The sequence below is a fragment of the Corallincola luteus genome (assembly GCF_004336975.1).
GTDB classification, from domain to species: Bacteria; Pseudomonadota; Gammaproteobacteria; order Enterobacterales; family Neiellaceae; genus Corallincola; species Corallincola holothuriorum.
In genome coordinates, this window is the sequence record NZ_SJXE01000001.1 from 676,175 (window position 1) to 694,083 (window position 17,909).

The window sequence follows — 17,909 nt, forward strand, 5'->3', positions numbered from 1 at the left end:
TATTAGCTAAATATGCCCATAGGCTAACGATATATTTGTGAAGGTTTTGTCGTGGTCAGTTGCAGTAAGGGCACCACATTGTGCCTGAGCATTTTCACACTCAACACCTTGATGATAGGGTATTGGTTCAAACAATATGGCCAAAAGCAGATGATGAATGTCGATAAAAAAAGCCGATTGATAGGACGGATATTCAGTGTCGCTTTTGGTATTGCGTTAGCAAAGACCTTGTACGATGGTGGTTTCCACTATCACGCCATTGGGCACGAACATACTGTGACCGCAGCTAGTGCCCCCATTAAATATTACTTTTCCTTGCTGTGGTACGGTCTGGTTTTTGCGGTGGCTACCTACGTCGGTTTTATCGCCAAATCGAAATGACTACATCGCGTTGAGGATTCTGTGTGGCTTATTACTGCATCATTGTCGGTGGTTTATTGATTGCCTGGGCTGTTGCTTTGTTTACTTGGCGCGTTCTGTTTTATGTTAGAGGGCAGCGGCTGAAAGGGCTTGTGATTGATAAAGTACTGCGAAATTTTAGCCCTGAAACCCGTGGCGGAAAATCACGGCACCTGAAGATTGAATACGTGGATCCGCAGCAGGGGAAGAAACTTTATGTATGCGATAACTCGCTGCTCACCGGGCTATACCGAACGGGTGACGGAGTGATGCTGGTTGTTGCAGGTCATAGAGTGATGCTGGCAAGTTGGCTAAGTGTTGCAACGCCACCGATGGCGCTGCTCTTATTGGGTAGCGTGACGTTTTACATTGGCTGGTCAGGTTATTGATAGAGCATTGAAAACCCCTTTTTTCGTTAAACAGCCCTAAACGACTTAGCAACAGCTTATATCAGCCCCCAGATGCTTTTTTGTCACTCGCAAATAAGCGGTAGGCGAAGCCCATGCCGACGGCATAGGTTGTCTCGTCAATAAACAGTGGGCTGTCTTCGTTTTCTGCGCCTTGATGAAAGCTGACGCGCCCCCCCAGGAACAGACGCGCACGTTTTTCCATCAGGGTGAATACCAGTCCGAAGCCAACATCTGTGCCCATGTAACCGCCATTTGCATCATAGGCTTCACGGCCTGGGCGTACATATTTGTCATCGACCTGGTAGAAGTAGTCGGTTAGCTTCTCTGTGCCCCATACCGGGCCGACGGTGCCAACAAATCGTATCTCTCTGCCAAACAGGTTGTCATACTCGTAACGTAGTTGCGGCTCAAAGGCATAGCCACGCTGATTCAGATTGGAGAAATCGGTGGAGAACACTGCGCGTGCTTGCAGCTTAAGATCGAGCTTGCTCTGTTCATCATCGGCTCGGTAAATTTTGTACTTTAGCTCTGGTCCGATCCCGAATAGGTAATCCAGATCCTGCATGCCCTCGCGAGCATCGTTGTCATCGGAGTCCGCATTAAATGACCCATCAAGTGACAGATCTAGTTCCCAGCGCTCATCTTCAAATGCCTGTGCCTTGATCAATCCATCTTCACCAGCGCGGATCACATCGCCACGATAGATCAGGTAGGGCAATACTATCTGGTTAGTATGGCTTTGACCCGCCGCGGGATAGTCTGGTCCATAAATGATTGCGCCTGCCAGGCCTATCTCCCAAAGTGGCTGCTGCGTGCTTTCTGTTTGGCATGGACGGCTTGTCACACACTCTACTTCGAGGGACTCAGCGCTAGCTGGCGTACTAAATATCAACATCAATCCACTGGTCGCTAGCAATCTCTTTTTGCGTGTTAACATCTGGCTCTCTCACCTGTTTATCCTTGATTGTATGGCGCTATCCCAATGTTAGATCAGTGGGCGCTTTAATCTAGACCGGTAGATTGCACGAGTTATTACAATTGATTTTCTATGGACAGCAGTGTGCAGATACAAAAGAAAAACCCAGCCTGGTGGCTGGGTTGCATGACATAGATCTATTCAGTAACCGAAAGAATACGCTTTAGCCGTTACGAAAATCTGAGTTGGTGATTGCCGTGGTTCTTTTTTGCTTTCAGGTAATCTGAGTTACCGGGTTTGAGATGCACCGAGGTGTTGACCATCGTTTCGATCGAGATCCCGGCCGCTTTCAACTGCTCAGTTTTACGCGGATTATTTGAGAGCAGGCGAATATGGTCGATGCCGAGCGCTTTGAGCATTTCAGCCGCTTCGTTGAATTCGCGCTGATCTTCGCCGAAACCTAGTTTAACGTTGGCTTCGTAGGTGTTCAGGCCGGTGTCTTGCAGCTCGTAGGCATCGAGCTTGTTATACAAACCGATACCGCGACCTTCCTGTCTCAGGTAGAGCAGTATGCCGCCTTCGACATGGATGAGTGAAATTGCTTCGTTCAGCTGTTCGCCGCAGTCACAGCGGGATGAATGAAAGACATCACCAGTCAGGCACTCAGAGTGCATTCTCACTAAGGGAATATTGCTATTGGGCTGGGTGCCCTTGAACCGCATAGCGATATGCTCGCATCCTGACTCTAGCCCATTGAAAGAGATTATCTCTGCTTCTACCTGCGCGGCACCAACTTTCAGTGGCACCGCTTTTCTTACTTTTACCATTTTTAACTCTCTAAACTTGCATCACCGTGAATGCGAATTCGGTGCCTGCAAAAGTCATTGAACTGCGACCAGACCCAAGCATATCAAGGATTGCTTGGGTTGAGGGGGAAATTGAACGAAATCTTAGCTAACGGCAGAAGGTTCATCTGACCGTTGGCTGCCGATGGCGTTAGTTTATTCGTCATTCAATGGGCGAGGGGCTTCCTCACACATACCGTGCTCTGGTCAGGGGGATGGATTATTTTTATTACTTTGACCTGTTGTTGATGGGGATACCCACTAAAGATTTATCCGTAATTTCGGTGACTAAATGCATTCTGATCTAGTCGTCCTGTCGATCATCCCTGATTTATCTATCTGTTGTTGTTAGACATTCTTCCTGGTCGTTGAGCGTTGTTTTTTTATGCCACAGCCCGATGGTTCTGGCCTTGGCTTAGGTGGCTAATTAAACACTGTTAAAAATCTATCTTGATTAGTAAACACTTCAATTTTTAACTGTGATTGAGTTCAAAAAAAGTTGGTTAAAAATTGCGCATTATCGCCGCTGCATATTTCACCTGCTTCGCTACGTTAGTGAGCTGAGTGCCATGTGCGAATGACAAACTAATAACAATTCATACTGACTTAATCAAAGGAAAGTGTTTTGAAAACTATAAAAAAAATGGCCTTGTCAGCCTTGGTTGGTCTGGGCTTTTTTAGTGCCTCAGCCTCTGCCGAAGTTATCCTACATGCGTTTAACTGGAAGTACTCCGATGTTGCCGCTAGAGCACAAGAGATTGCCAACCTAGGTTATAAAAAAGTGTTGGTTTCACCCGCTTATAAGTCCTCCGGTGGCGAGTGGTGGTCTCGCTATCAGCCGCAGGATTATCGAGTGATTGATAACCCGCTGGGCGATACTCAGGCTTTTAAGGCGATGGTTAATGCCCTCAGTGCCAAGGGCGTTGCTGTGTATGCGGATATTATTTTCAATCACATGGCTAACGAAACCTGGAAACGTGAAGACCTCAACTACCCAGGCACTGAAGTATTGAATAGCTATGCAGCCAACAGCAGCTATTACAATTCGCAGATCCTGTATGGTGATCTGGAGGATAATTTCTTTGGTGCGAATGACTTCCATCCTGAGGGGTGTATCTCCAACTATAACGATCCGGGCAATGTTCAATACTGGCGTTTGTGCGGGGGGGAGGGCGACCGTGGCCTGCCAGATCTGGATCCCAACAACTGGGTAGTTGCTCAGCAAAAAGCGTATTTGAATGCGCTGAAGTCATTGGGTGTTAAAGGCTTCCGTATTGATGCGGCAAAGCACATGACCAATTACCATCTGAATGCGGTATTCACACCAGAAATCAAGTCAGGTATGCATGTCTTTGGTGAGATCATCACCACTGGCGGCGCCGGTAACGGCGACTATGACAACTTCCTTGGGCCGTATTTATACGACACTGACCATGCCGCGTACGATTTCCCACTGTTCGCGACACTTCGCGGCGCGTTGAATTTCGGTGGCAGCATGAGTGCGTTGGTTGATCCCGGTGCTTATGGCCAGGCGTTAGACGGCGGTCGTGCCATTACCTTCGCGATTACTCATGATATCCCGTTGAATGAAGGGTTTCGTTATCAGCTAATGGATGGCACCAATGAACACCTTGCGCATGCGTTTGTATTGGGACGTGACGGTGGTACGCCGCTGATCTACTCAGACAATAACGAGAGCGGCGACAATCGTTGGGTGAATTTCTATAAGCGTGGTGACATTCAGGGTATGTTGCGCTTCCACAATGGCGTGCAAGGCACAGGCATGCAGATCCTTAGCCACAATGAGTGTCATATCTTGTTCTCGCGTGGTAGCAAGGGTGTTGTTGGCATCAACAAGTGCAGTGGTGGACAAGATGCCTGGGCCGATGCTGGCAGCGCGGGTCTATGGTGGAATACTAACTACCGCGATACCTTGGATGGATCTAGTGTTGAGCGCATCAGCAGTAATTGGCACAAGTTCTACCTGCCGCCGCGCAGCGCTAGAATGTGGTTGAGAGACTAATAAATAGAAGACTTGTCGTAGGCGGACGGATGTCCGCCTTTTTTGTGTCTGCTGTTCTTATTATCTTGCTGGTGCCCCGTCGTCCGCCTGGATTAAGTGGCAAGCGGCACGGCCGTAGTTTCTTGTTACCTTTCTGAATCGCTTTACAGACTCTCGTTGGCTTATGCTGATATCGGAATGAGTTACCCCATATAAGGATTGCAATGAGATCAACTCACCTCACGTTTTTCGCTATAGCTTTGGGCTTGATCGTTGCGGGCTGCAGTTCGCCGCCGAAGCTGGATGCGCGCATAGAGCTCACGGCAGACCAAGGTAACAGCGCACAAGTTCTCTTGCCTGACTCGATAGTGCCGTTGCTGGAAAAAGATTGGGCCCATGGTGAACAAAGCTGCAGTGTGACGCCTGATAACGCTGTAGATGTTTATCAGCACAGTGCCACCAGCTATATCCTTCGGGTTAGCAAGTGCATCAGCTTTGAAGCACCGTTTATCTATCTGTTGATTGGTGATGACAAAGTGCTGTTGGTGGATACCGGGCCAACCGATGATGCAGCCGTTCTGCCCCTGTATCAAATCGTGAATGAACTGGTGTTAGCACAGACGGGGGGCGAATCTCGGCAATGGTTAGTTGTGCACTCCCATAGCCATAGCGATCACTACAACGGAGACGCTCTGCTTCAAGGCCAACCTAACATCACCTTGGTATCGCCGAAGGCCGACCTAATGAATGAGTACTTTGGTTTTGACCGCGGGGCGCAGGGGCAAGCCAATATTGAACTGGGCAATCGCTCGTTAAGCGTGTTGCCAATACCGGGACATCAGGAAGAATCCATTGCACTCTATGATCCTGAAACCCAGTGGTTAATCACCGGAGACACCCTTTATCCGGGGCTTATCTACGTAAAGCACTGGCAGGATTATCGCGACAGTGTGCATCGGCTGTATCAGTTCACTCAAACCCATCCAGTCAGCGCTGTATTGGGCGCACATATAGAAATGACCACCACGCCTGGGCTGTACTACCCAATCGGCACCTTGTATCAGCCCAATGAACTACCGCTACCATTAAGTGTTCAAGCCCTAGCACTATTAGATAAACAGCTGCAAAGCACAGCGCAGCCGAGTGAGATCACTTTTGACCGCTTTGTTGTCATGCCTATGACTGCGTTGCAGATACAGCTAAGCAATAGCGCACGGCTGCTGAGTCAGTGACCTTGTGAGATTGTGTTCGATAAAAAATTAGCAAGTCGTTGCTACTGAATTTCTTTGAGTAGAGTTAAGGAGATACTCAATTTTTGACTATGCTTTTTGCAAGAGTCTGTCTCTTAACTTCAATCCCGATAAAAGGTGAAGCAATGAATAAAGTACTTTCTATATTGATAGCTCTGGTTCTGGTGGGGTGTTCTGCAAAAGGTTCAAACCCCTCAGAGCAGCGAGCAGAGATTCAAAAAATGAATCAGGAAGTTATCAGCGCCGTATACAAACAGGAACCTGCGGCGAAGAAACTTATGGGTTCTGCTGCGGGTTACGCTACTTTTTCAAATGCTCAAGTCAACGTGATTTTTGTCGCTGGTGGTGGTGGCTACGGCATGGCTAAAAACAATTCGACTGGGAAAGTCACCTATATGGAGATGGGCGAGGGCGGTATTGGCCTTGGCCTAGGCGCTAAGGATTACCGGGTGTTGTTTGTTTTCCATACTCAGAAAGCCTTGAACTCATTTATTGATGATGGCTGGGTTTTTGGTGGTGAAGCTGATGCCGCAGCAAAGACTAAAGATAAGGGGGGCGAAGCCAGCGGTGGCGCAAAATTTGGTGATGTTACCGTGTACCAGCTGACAGAGGCGGGATTAGCAATTCAGGCTACGGCAAAAGGCGCAAAATACTGGAAAAGTGATGAGTTAAATTAGGGGCACTATTTGTCCTGTTTTTATGCGACGACTTAGCCTCGCTTAATCGGTTGAGGTTAAGTCGTTGAATATAGATGTCAGAGTTATGTTTTGTGATTGCGCTCGTTAATTGATCTACATCAATTGATTTAGATCAAGAGTTCCACCTGTTAGCCGCTAGATAATTTCATCGAAATAACAACAAGTGGTTAACACGATGAAAACAAAAATAGCGTCTTCTGTTCTCTGCGGTTTAGTTCTCATGTCCCCTCTTGCGGCACAAGCTCACCAGGCGGGAGACTGGTTAGTACGCGGCGGTATCATCAATGTCTCACCTGATGATAGTTCCGGTAATGTCTATGTCGATGGCTTGGGGTCAACCGATATGGGGGTCGGGGTAGATGATGATACCCAGATCGGTCTTAACTTCGCCTATATGTTTACCGACAATATTGCCGTTGAACTGCTGGCGGCAACGCCATTTACCCATGATGTTGATTTGGAAAATTCGCAGTTAGGGTTGGGCGATGGCAAGCTGGCTGAAGTCAGTCATCTACCACCGACGCTTTCTGTGCAGTATTTCTTTGGTACTAGCGAGTCGGTGTTCCGCCCTTATGTGGGGGTCGGCCTCAACTACACCGTATTCTTCGATGAAGAGTTTAGTGGCAGTCGTAAAGAGCAGGGGTTCAGCGACTTGGATCTGGATAGCTCTTTCGGTTGGTCGGCACAGCTGGGCGCTGATTATTCGATCAATAAAGATTGGTTCGTCAATGCGCAGGTGCGCTATATCGATATCAGCACGGATGCCGACTTTAAAGTGGGCGGCGCTAAAAGCAGTGTGAGTGTCGACATTGACCCTTGGGTTTATATGGCCAGTGTCGGTTATCGCTTCTAATGGGCGAATACAGAGTAAAAGAGCGGGCTGGTTAGCCCGTTTTTATTGTGACCACCCATTGAAGCTAAGGCGCTATATAGGGCAGGTGGATGGTAAAGATCACGCCGCTACCGAGTTTGCTGTCGCAACGAATCGTGCCGCCAAGGTTTTGCGTTACCAGGTTATACACGATATTCAGGCCTAAGCCGGTGCCGCCTTGGTTGCGTTGGGTGGTAAAAAAGGGATCAAAAATATGCGGTAGATCCTGTGGTGAAATACCTTGGCCGCTGTCTTGATAGGTGACAATCACCCAGCTTTCAGCCGCTTCGACCTCTACCCTGATCTCGCCCTTGTCCTTAGGGTTAAACCCGTGTTTATAGGAGTTGGTCATTAGGTTCGAGATCACTTGCCATACGATCCCCGGATAGCTGGTGATCTTCAGACTCTTATCGCAGTTAAGGTGGGTGGTGACATCAAAGCGCTTAAACTGTGGTCCTAAACTGACAAAGACGTCTGAGATCGCTTTTTGTAGTAGAAGTTCCTGTTTATGTTCCTGGTGTTGATCTGCGGCCACCTGTTTAAAGGTCTGTACCAATTGTGCTGCCCTATGCAGGTTATTTAGGGTGAGGTTAAGCGCATGGTGGCCATCATTCAGGTAGTGCTCGAGGTCGCTGCGTTTTAACTCGTCATTGGTTAGTTTACGCTGCTGCAACTCAGTTTTTTCCAGCACCATGGAGGATGCTGTGATCGCAACGCCAAGTGGCGTATTAATCTCATGGGCAACACCTGCTACTAAGTTACCCAGCGCTGCCATCTTTTCACTTTCAATCAGCTGTTTTTGTGTTTGCTGCAGGGTGTCATAGGCCTGTTTTAATTCTCGCTGTTGAGTGCGCTCATTACTGACGATACTGGTGTAGTCATTGAACCATTGCACCAGTTGGTTGATCTCCTGAATGGAGTATTGGGTGGTAATGGGATGCATTGATTCGCTATTGGGTTTGGCTTCGGTGACGGTGCGTATTGGTAGAATGATCCGGCGCGCAATATAGAGCATCGCCAGTATCATCAGCAGTAGAGAAAAAGCGATACAACCTATGGTGAGCTGGCTGATAAGGCGCGCGTTGGCCTGCAGGCGAGACTGCGGTATGACACCTATCGTACGCCAGCCCATATTGGTGATCTCTGTTTCTAAGTGGCGCTCTAGTGGCTCGGATGCGTTGAAGAGCGTGGCTTGAAAGCGGGCTGTATCATCGCTTGCTGCTGTGTTCAGAGCTAATGTTTGGCCAATTTTGGATTGTGATGGGTGATAGATGATCCGGTTCTTCTGATCGACAATAATGTGGTACATCCAGTCTTGGTTTTGCGAGTGGGTGTAATCATAAAGTGCGCTGATCGAAAACTTCAGTATCAGAAAACCAACGGTTTGGTAGGCCACCAACTGTTCATCAAACTCTTTTAGCGAATAGAGTGCGGGTAAGACTAAGCCGTAGGGAGACTGGATATGTGTGTTGTGCTCAATTCCCGGCCAGCACAGTACCTGCTCGCGCTGCTGACATTGCTGCAGCCAATTCGTAAACAGCGCGGTGTCGTAGGTGCCGTCAGCGGAAACGTCACCTACGCCGAATATCGAATCATCGGTGATGATTTCAACCGCAAGCAGATCATTGGCGCGGATCATTGAGCTGAGCTCCGCTTCGATTCTTGACTGCAGTTTGAGTTTTTCGATACGGCTTAACTCTGTTTGTTGTTGTGTTTGCAACAATAGCTCTGCGACCGCGTCATTTTGGGCGATGCGGTTAGCGAGCCTTTCGGTATTGGTTGCCATTAATGCAACAGAAGCGGCACGTTCTTCAATCAGTTCTTGAGTCAGTGTTTCTGCTTGTTGGGTTAGCCCATTGACGGAGAGCTGGTAAGTGACAACGCCTAGTACAATTAAAGGCAGCAAGGTTGCGACCGCCATATAGGTAAGTAACCTGTTTTGCAGTCGGTTGAACCAGGCTGGCCCTGAGATCATCGTGTTACAGTTCCGTTGTGGTGATCAGTTTGACGTCAACTAACACGCTATCTTTTACCTTTTGCTTATTCAATAAGCTTACAACGGTTTGCACGCCCACATACCCCTGCTGGAAAGCCTGTTGATCAATGGTGGCAACCATTAACCCTTGTTCTATGGCCGAGCGGGCGTCGGGCACATTGTCATACCCAGCAATCTTTATCTGTTGCAGATTGTTTTCCTGCAGGTAAAGAGCCGCGCCCAGAGCCATCATGTCATTGGCACAGAACACCAGAGACAGATCCGGGTGCAGCGCATGCACCCTTTTTATCACTGCGTAGGCCTGGTCAAGGTGCCAGTTTGCCTGTTCCGAGGCGACGACGGTGATCTGCTCTGCTTCGTCGAATGCTTGGCGGGCGCCGTCTCTCCGCTGACGGGCGTTTTCGGCGGCGCGGGGGCCTTCAATAATCAGTGCCGAGGCTGCTTGCTCGACGCCACGACTAAGGTACTCGGCCGCCAAGTACCCCCCTTGATGGTTATCCACGGAGACGAATGGGATCGGTTCAAGACCGCTACGCGCCAGCGCATCCTGGTCGATACGGTTATCAATGTTAACCACGCTAATGCCGCTTTGTATCGCCTGCTTGAGTACCGGAATAATGCGAACAGAGTCAGCAGGCGCAATAACAATGGCATCGACACCTAATTTCAGTTGTTGTTCGATAATATCAATTTGTTGTGGCACCAATGTCTCATTGGTGCCTGATTTGACGATCAGTTCAATACCGCTCTCTGCCGCGGCTAACTCTGCGCCACGTTGTAGCTCAATATAAAACGGATTCACCAACGACTTCATTACCAGTAGCACCCGAAAGGGTTTGGCTTTCTCGGTTGTGGGTGAAGGAGGCGTTGGCGCTTCATTACATCCAGCTATCACCAAGGCGCAGAAGATGATTGAGACACTAATCATTTGTTTTAACATTGAATACCACCCACAGATTGACTGTCGTAATTCAGCTGTAAGCATAGTTAATCGGCTGTCATAAGGGGAACTAAGTTGATTATCCCTGGCGAGAAGAGGGGGAAGTGAGAGCCAGCAGTATTTGGTGAGGCTATAAGAGGGGGAGTCACCGGGTTAGCGGAGCTTATGGTCAGGTATATTGGCGAAAAAAAACGGGCCACTATCTGGCCCGTTCATTCTGTAGCTATATAGCGAACACTGCTAATTACAGTGAAAAGCCGCGATACGAGACGCCGACAAAATACTCACTGCCAGGGGTGTTGTAGCCCAGCACATTTTGGTAGGTTTCATCGAACAGGTTGTTGGCTTTTGCCCGTATGGTCCAGCTTGGCGTGACATAATATGCTAAAGCGATATTGACTAGCTGATAGTCATCTAAACGCTGCCCGGCATCGCTACGCTCACCGTGATACTCATACTGGCCTAACAGCTCAAAATCTTGCCAATCATAACTCACCTGATAACTGGCTGTTTTCCGAGCGCGACGAATTAATTGTGAGCCAGTGCTTTGATCTTCTGCATCAACGTAGCTCAAGGTGGCTCGGTGATCGAGTCCGGCTGTACTGAAGTTAATAGTGGATTCTCCGCCGGTGATCTTCACTTCGTTGATGTTCTCTGGACTGCAGTTCCAGAATTCGTCACAGACCCATTCGATGAGGTCGTCTATCTCTGTGTAGTAGAGACTGGCGGTCACTTTGATGCCGGCATAGCTTGAACGCAGCAAGAGTTCATAACTGTCGGCAGTTTCAGAGGTTAGACCTGGATTGCCTTTCGAACCAAATGACTCCGGATAATAAAGATCATTAAAAGTCGGTGCTTTGAAGCTGTGCCCCGCATTGAGCGCCACCAGCAGTTTGTCGGTCACGTTATAGCCGATGCTGGCATTGTAAGTGGTTTCTGAGTCGATATTTTCGACATCATCGTAGCGAATGGCTGCTTCTGCGATCCACTTTTGATCTTGAAACAGGGCGTTGCCAAAGATCGCCGATACGTCGCGGGAATCTTCCTCATAGTCGGTGTTGGCGTTGATATCTTCGCGATAAAAATCAACACCGGCAGAAACCGTGAACGGGTTGTATAGCTGATAGTGGTTAACCCAGCTAACTTGCTTACGACGCGTTTCAAAGAAGTCGCCGTCGCCTTTGGCAATACCGTTGCCATAGTTCTTGTTGTAATCCCGACTTTGGGAGAAGGCGAAGGTACTTAGCCATTGTTCTGTTTGGTAATTACCTCGCAGTTGCCAAAGGTAATTATCGTAATCATTCTTGTTGGCACCGTAGCTGTTGTCATAGTCGTTGCTGCCATCATCAACCTGGCCTATCCAGTCAACGACGATCTGCTCGTTGATGCGATAATCACCGCGGATCGCGGCAGATAAGCGATCGTAACCGTCGTCGTCATACTCGGTATCTTCACGGGCATCAAAGCCACGGCTATCTTCGGCGCTCAGGCTGATGGTGGTGGTACCAGCATCGTAGCCAACACCTATCTGACCATCACCGCTGACGTATGAGTCGCTGCCGGTTTCGGCACCTAACTGATATTCACCTGCACTCATGCGACGGGTAAAAATATTGATCACGCCGCCTATCGCATCGGATCCCCACATCGAGGCTCTTGGCCCTTTAACCACTTCGACACGTTCGATCTGTGCCATGGGCAAGTTCTCGATCGCTTTGTTGCCAAGGGTAGCGGAACCACTGCGAACGCCATCGATCAGGATCAGGGTTTGGTCAGAGCCGGTACCGCGGGTAAACAGCGAGGTTTGTTGACCTGCGCCCCCTTGCCTGGCAACGTCCAAACCGGCGACAGTGGCTAATAGATCGGCCAGTGATTTTGGTTGCAGCTTGTCTATCTCATCACGGGTGATCACTTCGACCGAGGCCATGACCTGGTCCACATTCTGTGGTGTTCGGCTAGCTGTGACGATGATGTGTTCAACCGCCGGATCATCGGTGGGGAGAACTTCATCTGCCACCGCATGATTGCTGATAACACCGCCCAGTGTTAGCAGACAAACCTGGTACCAAGGGGTTTTGTTTGTTGTGGTTCGAAACGTGTTGTGCATTGTTTTCCTCATAAATGACGCCCTCCGCGTCAGGTTCAATGTGTAACGGCTTACCTGCCGCAAAATAGCTTGGGTCGGTTCCGGACTCTGTGATCATCGATCTCAGTTACCGTTGCGGGGGCAGTGCCGGATTTTCACCGGCTTCCCGAATGGCATCAGTGGCTTGCACTGTGCCGCCCAAACCTGTTGTTTAACCGGTTACTTAACCGATCGAATGGTTCTTTCTATCTGTTGTTGCCCTGTTCCGCGTAAAGGCTACGTGCGGTCATCAGTGATTCACATAGTCGGTGCATGCCATCGAGTGCGCGGGGTGAAAAACGGTGCAGTAGATCGCCATCAATACCATAGATCTGTTGATGTTTTACGGCTGGCAGTTCCTGCCAAGCTTGCCAATCGAAATCGGTCGCGCTGTTACTGCCATGATCATCTGGGTGCACGATCACCTGGGCTTCGCTCAGTAGGACTTGCTCTAAGCTGACTTGCGGGTAGGCTGTTTTCGCCTCGGCCATTACATTGACGCCGCCACAATGGTCGATCATTTGATGGATCCAGCTCTGTTTCGACACGCTCATTAGCGGGGTGCCCCATAGCTGATAGAACACCTTGATTGGCGGTTGGTTTTTGTAGGCTCGTCTTAGTCCCAGCATGCGCTGGCGGTAGGCGGTTGCCGCTGCATGCGCCTGCTCTTGATAGCCAAGCATCTCGCCAAGCTGTTCCATTTCGTTGGCAACCTCTTCCAGCTTGCTCGGTTCGCTGTGGTAAATGGGATAACCCATACGCTTGAGCTGTTCGATATCACCGGGCTGATTTCCACCTTGCCATACCACGATGAGATCGGGCTTTAGTTCTATCACGCGATCGAGCTGTATGCCGTGATAGCCACCAATACGAGGGATCGATAATGCATCTTCCGGGTAATCTGCATACTCTGTTGTGGCGATGATCTTATCGCCGGCACCGATGGCATAGAGCATCTCAACTGCGTGGGGAGACAGGGCGATAATGCGCTGTGGCGTCGCGGCATAGGCGGTGAGTGAAAATGTGGAGATGGCCAATAGAGCCAGTGTTGTTTTTATCATCTGTTCGTTCCCTGAAGGCTTGGCGTGTCAATGGAAAGGAAGCTGTTGAACCGGGTTAAATCTAAATGTGTTTCGAAAGCGTCGGCAAGTTTATTAAGTTCCTGGTCGCGCAGTGTATCAACATCTACCGTGGCCAGCGTGTGACCACAAACCCAGGAGAGTACGGCGGCACAGGCGGCTGGGTGATCGAGTAATCCGTGCAGGTAGCTGCCGATGATCTGATTATCCTCATCGATCGCCCCTTCCGGCTGACCATTGAGTGTCATCAGTGGTCTTGAAAGCGCTTCCCCTTGGCTATCGCCTGCGTGTATTTCATACCCCTTTACTGCTGCCTGATGTTCGTCGAGTTGCAGCTGCCCTGAGCGGTTTTCCAGGGTTTTAGCTGTCGTCAGGATTGTCTCCATTTTCAGGTAACCCAAGCCAGCACTCGTTCCTGGGGAACTTTCTATGCCGTTGGGATCTGCAATTTGTTGTCCCAACATCTGGAAGCCACCACAGATCCCTAGCACTTTACCGCCGTAGCGCAGGTGTTTATCGATCGCCTTATCCCACCCTTGCTGACGTAAAAAAGCCAGATCGTCACGCACGCATTTGCTGCCGGGTAGGATCACCAGATCGGCCGCAGGCATTGCATCCCCCATTTTTATCCAGATAAGGTCGACGGCGGGGTTTAAGCGCAGGGGGTCCAGATCGGTATGGTTACTTATTCTGGGCAACACGGGAACGACAATTCGCAGCTGGGCTTGCTCTTTCAGCTGCGCGGCGTTAATGGCGTCTTCTGCATCCAGTTGCAGATCATGCAGATAGGGGATGACACCGAGTACCGGCTTGCCTGTTTCCTGTTCCAGCCAATCCAGACCCGATTGCAGCAAACTGATATCGCCGCGAAAGCGATTGATAACAAAACCAACGACGCGGGCCTGTTCACTAGGAGATAGCAGGGCCAGCGTTCCGTGGAGGTGGGCGAATACGCCACCACGGTCAATATCGGCAACAATAATCACCGGGCAATCCACTGCTTCGGCAAACCCCATATTGGCGATGTCTCTATCCCGTAGATTGATTTCGGCAGGGCTGCCAGCCCCTTCAACCAGGATCAACTCATACTGCTCAGCCAATCGCTGATATGAACTCAGCACCGCAGACATAGCCACGGTTTTATACTGGTGGTAATCAGTGGCATCCATATCTGCAACCGGATGGCCGTGAATGATCACCTGGGCGCCGATATCCGTATTGGGCTTTAGCAACACCGGGTTAAAGTCGGTATGAGGAGTAAGCTTACAGGCTTCTGCTTGCAACGCTTGCGCGCGACCTATTTCACCACCATCGGCGGTGACAGCACTGTTGAGCGCCATATTTTGTGGTTTAAATGGCGCGACCTTGACGCCTGCCCGCTGAAACAGGCGACAAAGCCCTGCGACAGTGATGCTTTTGCCTGCGTCCGATGTCGTCCCTTGCACCATCAGTGTTGGGGCTTGGGCAGAGAAGGATTGTCTGGTGGTCAAAGCCTAACTCCCCATGCCTGCGCTGCGGCGACGTAAAATAATCAGGAAAAACAGGCTACCGAGTGCCGAGGTGATAACGCCGACAGGCAGTTCTTGCCCCGGTAGCAGTTTACGCGCCAGCACATCGATCCAAACCATAAATAGTCCCCCGGCCAAGCAAGTGGCTAGCAGGCTGCGCAGTACATTAACGCCTAGTAACATGCGTACCAGGTGAGGGATCATCAGGCCGACAAAGGCGATGCCACCGCAATAGGCCACCAGTGTGGCAGTGATTAAGGAGCTGAGCAGCAACATTACCACGCGCAGGCGGGCGACATTGACACCTAAGGTTCGTGCGCTCTCTTCGCCCGCTAAAATGGCGTTTAACTGCCGGCTGAAGCCGATAAAAAGCAGTAAGCAGCTGCTGGTGACAACGACCGGCAGCCATATATTATCCCAGCTGGCGCGGGTAAAACTGCCTAAGGTCCAAAACAGCACCGATGCGGTGGCCTGAGGATCGCTGGTGTAGAGTGCCAAGCTGGTCATGGCACTGAGCATAAATGAGGTGGCCACGCCCGCCAGTAGCATGCGCTCCACTTGTCCCGGACCGGAGCGACTGCTCATCGCCATCACTAAGATAACGGCCAGAGCACTGCCACAAAAGGCCCCCAAGGGGAGACCGATGCCATGGCCTATACCTAGAACAGCAATGACGATCACTGCCCCCAGCGAAGCCCCAGAAGAGATGCCGAATAGGTAGGGGTCAGCTAACGGGTTACGAGTGACGGTTTGTAATACCGCTCCAGACAGTGCTAGCCCCGCGCCGGCAACAAAGGCCAAAATGACCCGAGGTAAGCGAATATCGATAACGATACGCTGTTTGATCGCGCTGACATCACAACTGCCCCCCAAATGATGGCACAGAGCATGCCACACATCTGCTGCATCGATCTGGGCAGCGCCGAAGCTGGCTGCGAACAGCGGTGTTGCTAATGCAAATAGCAGTAGCGCCATTATTACCAACCAGCGAAAGGCGGGCCGTTGCCATAACTGCTCAGGCATGGTCACCTCCCGGTGGTTTATTGTTTGCGGTTAAGTAGCCATAGTGGTAGGTAATGCGCGGGTGACCATGGTCCGGGTGTTGATCGATACTGCTGCAGACTCCAAATACCTCACCGAGCATGCGTTCGGTTAATATTTCGTCAGGGGTTCCTTGGCCAATCAGTTTGCCCTGATCGATCAACAACAGCTGATCACAAAAGGCGCTGGCCAAATTCAGATCGTGGATCGATGCGATCACAGTGATGCCCAAGTGTTTGGCTAGCTCCAATACCTGAATTTGATAACGCACATCGAGATGATTGGTTGGTTCGTCCATCAGCAACAGCTTAGGACGCTGCACGATAGCGCGGGCGATCAGCGCGCGCTGTTTCTCGCCCCCAGACAGATGTTCAAAGGGCTGCTGTGCTAATGCCGTTAAACCCACCTGCTCAATGGCATCATCGACCAGTTGCAGATCATGGTGGCTATCCAATGCAAATGCGGCTTTATGGGGAGTTAACCCCATCCGTACTACATCACGCAATCGCAAGCCGAAGTTACCGGTGGTTTCTTGCAGTACCACAGCCACTTGCTGCGCAACGGTGCGCGCCGAGTGCTGCCATAAATTCTGACCGTTAAGGCGTACTTGACCGCTGGAAGGCTTATTTACTCTATATAGACATCGTAGCAAGCTGGATTTGCCTGCGCCATTTGGCCCGATCAAGCCAACAAATGTGCCACGGCTAATCTGGAAATCTATCTGTTGCAGAATATGGCGACCATCAGCTTGCCAGCCAAGGGCGTCCACCTGCACCAGCGGTTGCTCTTGATTGGGCATCAGTGGTATCGCCTGTCATGCTGAGGTCGATACAGATGTTTAGCTTGGATATGCGCCACATTGCTTCCATTATTGAGCGCGGATTTTTAGGCGGGTTGACCGGAATTGAAAGCTATAGATCTGGTTCCGGTAAACACTGCCCTGAGTAACCCGCTCAGGTGTTATCACGCTATTGCGTGATACAAGGTTCAGTTTTAACGGATGGCAGGTCTCCTGGCTCACAGCTTCTGACTGCACGCCTTCCCAACCCGTGGAGGTCAGTGGCGAGTGTGCAGCGTTCTGTTTACAGTTGCGGGTACAGCCGCGGTTTTGCACCGCGTTCCCTTTTAAGCCTGTATGGCACCATCGTTACCGCTGTGGTTATCGATCGCTTACTTAGCCACAACGAATTGGTGGCGAGATTATCCGGCATATTGCTGGAGACAACAAGTTATTAACAGGTATGAACCGTGTGCTGACTCAGTGTTGCCACTGTAAGCCAACGACAGCGCCATTCTCATAATATCCGGTGCGCACCGGATGCAATGGTTTAGCGGCCAGGCCTTGTAACAAAATAGCCAAAACCGAACCATGGGTGACGACAACTATGGCTTGATTCACATGAGGCTTGACGATTTCAGCGAGAGTATTTTGGCTACGTTGCCAGACCTCTCTGACACTTTCACCGCCGAGCGGAGCTGCATCGGGAGAGCCATCCACATGCAGATTACATAGTGCTAACTGATGATGATCCATATCGGTCAGCTGCATCCCCTGTAGTGGGCCAAAATGGCGCTCTCTGAGTCCGCTGAGCGTGGTCAAGGGCAGTTTATGTTGCGCAGCTATGCATTGAGCGGTATGACTGCAGCGGGCTAAGTCACTGCTATACACTGCAGCTAAACAGGTGGTTTGCAGCAGCTCAGCAGCTTGTTTTGCTTGCTGTTTGCCGCGCTGAGTCAAGGGGCTGTCTAAGTGACCTTGCAGTCGCTGTGTTTGGTTCCATGTTGTCTCACCATGCCGCACCAAGTAGATATCTGTCGTTGCCATGAGT

16 protein-coding genes and 2 riboswitches are annotated in these 17,909 nt (G+C 50.2%); of the genes, 6 read left to right on the top strand and 10 right to left on the bottom strand.

The features are described from left to right. The first annotated feature begins 51 nt into the window (after window positions 1-51). Both EZV61_RS02915 and EZV61_RS02920 read left to right on the top strand, forming a co-directional pair. On the top strand, window positions 52-381 hold the full coding sequence (locus EZV61_RS02915) for a hypothetical protein (RefSeq protein ID WP_131414272.1): 330 nt from the start codon (window positions 52-54) through the stop codon (window positions 379-381). 23 nt (window positions 382-404) lie between these two features. Continuing rightward, a complete protein-coding gene (locus EZV61_RS02920; protein WP_131414273.1) occupies window positions 405-788 on the top strand; it encodes a hypothetical protein in 384 nt (127 codons plus the stop codon). A gap of 61 nt (window positions 789-849) precedes the next feature. Here the strand turns inward: EZV61_RS02920 and EZV61_RS02925 are convergent, their stop codons facing one another. Then, window positions 850-1,746 (bottom strand): MipA/OmpV family protein, encoded by an 897-nt coding sequence (locus EZV61_RS02925; RefSeq protein ID WP_131414274.1) that lies wholly within the window; start codon window positions 1,744-1,746, stop codon window positions 850-852. Between the two features lie 209 nt (window positions 1,747-1,955). Next, window positions 1,956-2,552 (bottom strand): GTP cyclohydrolase II, encoded by a 597-nt coding sequence (locus tag EZV61_RS02930; RefSeq protein ID WP_131414275.1) that lies wholly within the window; start codon window positions 2,550-2,552, stop codon window positions 1,956-1,958. Between the two features lie 643 nt (window positions 2,553-3,195). On the opposite strand from EZV61_RS02930, the gene EZV61_RS02935 reads away from it, so the two are divergent. From EZV61_RS02935 to EZV61_RS02950, 4 genes are all read left to right on the top strand, one after another. Next, window positions 3,196-4,593 carry an alpha-amylase family protein gene (locus EZV61_RS02935; RefSeq protein ID WP_240695140.1) on the top strand — a complete coding sequence of 466 codons (1,398 nt, stop codon included), beginning with the start codon at window positions 3,196-3,198 and terminating at the stop codon, window positions 4,591-4,593. Between the two features lie 203 nt (window positions 4,594-4,796). Next, window positions 4,797-5,804, top strand: a complete 1,008-nt coding sequence (locus EZV61_RS02940; RefSeq protein WP_131414276.1) for an MBL fold metallo-hydrolase — start codon at window positions 4,797-4,799, stop codon at window positions 5,802-5,804. Between the two features lie 89 nt (window positions 5,805-5,893). After that, complete coding sequence (locus EZV61_RS02945; protein WP_420810807.1) at window positions 5,894-6,499, top strand: lipid-binding SYLF domain-containing protein; 606 nt, start codon at window positions 5,894-5,896, stop codon at window positions 6,497-6,499. Between the two features lie 196 nt (window positions 6,500-6,695). Continuing rightward, entirely contained in the window at window positions 6,696-7,373 is a 678-nt protein-coding gene (locus EZV61_RS02950) for an OmpW family outer membrane protein (RefSeq protein ID WP_131414277.1), read from the top strand. A 64-nt stretch (window positions 7,374-7,437) separates the two neighbouring features. On the opposite strand, the gene EZV61_RS02955 is transcribed toward EZV61_RS02950, so the two are convergent. From EZV61_RS02955 to EZV61_RS02990, 8 genes are all read right to left on the bottom strand, one after another. After that, entirely contained in the window at window positions 7,438-9,366 is a 1,929-nt protein-coding gene (locus EZV61_RS02955) for a sensor histidine kinase (protein ID WP_131414278.1), read from the bottom strand. 4 nt (window positions 9,367-9,370) lie between these two features. Further along, window positions 9,371-10,327 carry a substrate-binding domain-containing protein gene (locus EZV61_RS02960; RefSeq protein ID WP_158537965.1) on the bottom strand — a complete coding sequence of 319 codons (957 nt, stop codon included), beginning with the start codon at window positions 10,325-10,327 and terminating at the stop codon, window positions 9,371-9,373. A gap of 244 nt (window positions 10,328-10,571) precedes the next feature. After that, window positions 10,572-12,434, bottom strand: coding sequence for a TonB-dependent receptor domain-containing protein (locus EZV61_RS02965; RefSeq protein WP_165569514.1), 1,863 nt, complete (start codon window positions 12,432-12,434; stop codon window positions 10,572-10,574). Window positions 12,435-12,489: 55 nt separating this feature from the next. Further along, window positions 12,490-12,630, bottom strand: a riboswitch (cobalamin riboswitch). A 28-nt stretch (window positions 12,631-12,658) separates the two neighbouring features. Next, on the bottom strand, window positions 12,659-13,513 hold the full coding sequence (locus EZV61_RS02970) for a cobalamin-binding protein (protein WP_131414280.1): 855 nt from the start codon (window positions 13,511-13,513) through the stop codon (window positions 12,659-12,661). Next, window positions 13,510-14,979, bottom strand: coding sequence for a cobyric acid synthase (locus EZV61_RS02975; protein WP_131414704.1), 1,470 nt, complete (start codon window positions 14,977-14,979; stop codon window positions 13,510-13,512). The genes EZV61_RS02970 and EZV61_RS02975 overlap by 4 nt, the downstream gene beginning before the upstream one ends. A gap of 45 nt (window positions 14,980-15,024) precedes the next feature. Further along, window positions 15,025-16,062 carry a FecCD family ABC transporter permease gene (locus EZV61_RS02980; RefSeq protein ID WP_114337219.1) on the bottom strand — a complete coding sequence of 346 codons (1,038 nt, stop codon included), beginning with the start codon at window positions 16,060-16,062 and terminating at the stop codon, window positions 15,025-15,027. Then, window positions 16,055-16,879 (bottom strand): ABC transporter ATP-binding protein, encoded by an 825-nt coding sequence (locus EZV61_RS02985; RefSeq protein ID WP_114337220.1) that lies wholly within the window; start codon window positions 16,877-16,879, stop codon window positions 16,055-16,057. Before EZV61_RS02985 ends, EZV61_RS02980 begins: the two co-directional genes overlap by 8 nt. A 186-nt stretch (window positions 16,880-17,065) precedes the next feature. After that, window positions 17,066-17,241, bottom strand: a riboswitch (cobalamin riboswitch). Between the two features lie 97 nt (window positions 17,242-17,338). Beyond that, complete coding sequence (locus EZV61_RS02990; RefSeq protein WP_131414281.1) at window positions 17,339-17,905, bottom strand: histidine phosphatase family protein; 567 nt, start codon at window positions 17,903-17,905, stop codon at window positions 17,339-17,341. Window positions 17,906-17,909: the final 4 nt, after the last annotated feature.

Coding starts and splice junctions, on each gene's coding strand:
- EZV61_RS02990 (WP_131414281.1), bottom strand. CDS start 17,905: ATGGCAACGACAGATATCTACTTGGTGCGGCATGGTGAGACAACATGG.
- EZV61_RS02950 (WP_131414277.1), top strand. CDS start 6,696: ATGAAAACAAAAATAGCGTCTTCTGTTCTCTGCGGTTTAGTTCTCATG.
- EZV61_RS02970 (WP_131414280.1), bottom strand. CDS start 13,513: ATGATAAAAACAACACTGGCTCTATTGGCCATCTCCACATTTTCACTC.
- EZV61_RS02955 (WP_131414278.1), bottom strand. CDS start 9,366: ATGATCTCAGGGCCAGCCTGGTTCAACCGACTGCAAAACAGGTTACTT.
- EZV61_RS02940 (WP_131414276.1), top strand. CDS start 4,797: ATGAGATCAACTCACCTCACGTTTTTCGCTATAGCTTTGGGCTTGATC.
- EZV61_RS02985 (WP_114337220.1), bottom strand. CDS start 16,879: ATGCCCAATCAAGAGCAACCGCTGGTGCAGGTGGACGCCCTTGGCTGG.
- EZV61_RS02925 (WP_131414274.1), bottom strand. CDS start 1,746: ATGTTAACACGCAAAAAGAGATTGCTAGCGACCAGTGGATTGATGTTG.
- EZV61_RS02975 (WP_131414704.1), bottom strand. CDS start 14,979: ATGGTGCAAGGGACGACATCGGACGCAGGCAAAAGCATCACTGTCGCA.
- EZV61_RS02980 (WP_114337219.1), bottom strand. CDS start 16,062: ATGCCTGAGCAGTTATGGCAACGGCCCGCCTTTCGCTGGTTGGTAATA.
- EZV61_RS02965 (WP_165569514.1), bottom strand. CDS start 12,434: ATGCACAACACGTTTCGAACCACAACAAACAAAACCCCTTGGTACCAG.
- EZV61_RS02960 (WP_158537965.1), bottom strand. CDS start 10,327: ATGTTAAAACAAATGATTAGTGTCTCAATCATCTTCTGCGCCTTGGTG.
- EZV61_RS02945 (WP_420810807.1), top strand. CDS start 5,894: ATGCTTTTTGCAAGAGTCTGTCTCTTAACTTCAATCCCGATAAAAGGT.
- EZV61_RS02930 (WP_131414275.1), bottom strand. CDS start 2,552: ATGGTAAAAGTAAGAAAAGCGGTGCCACTGAAAGTTGGTGCCGCGCAG.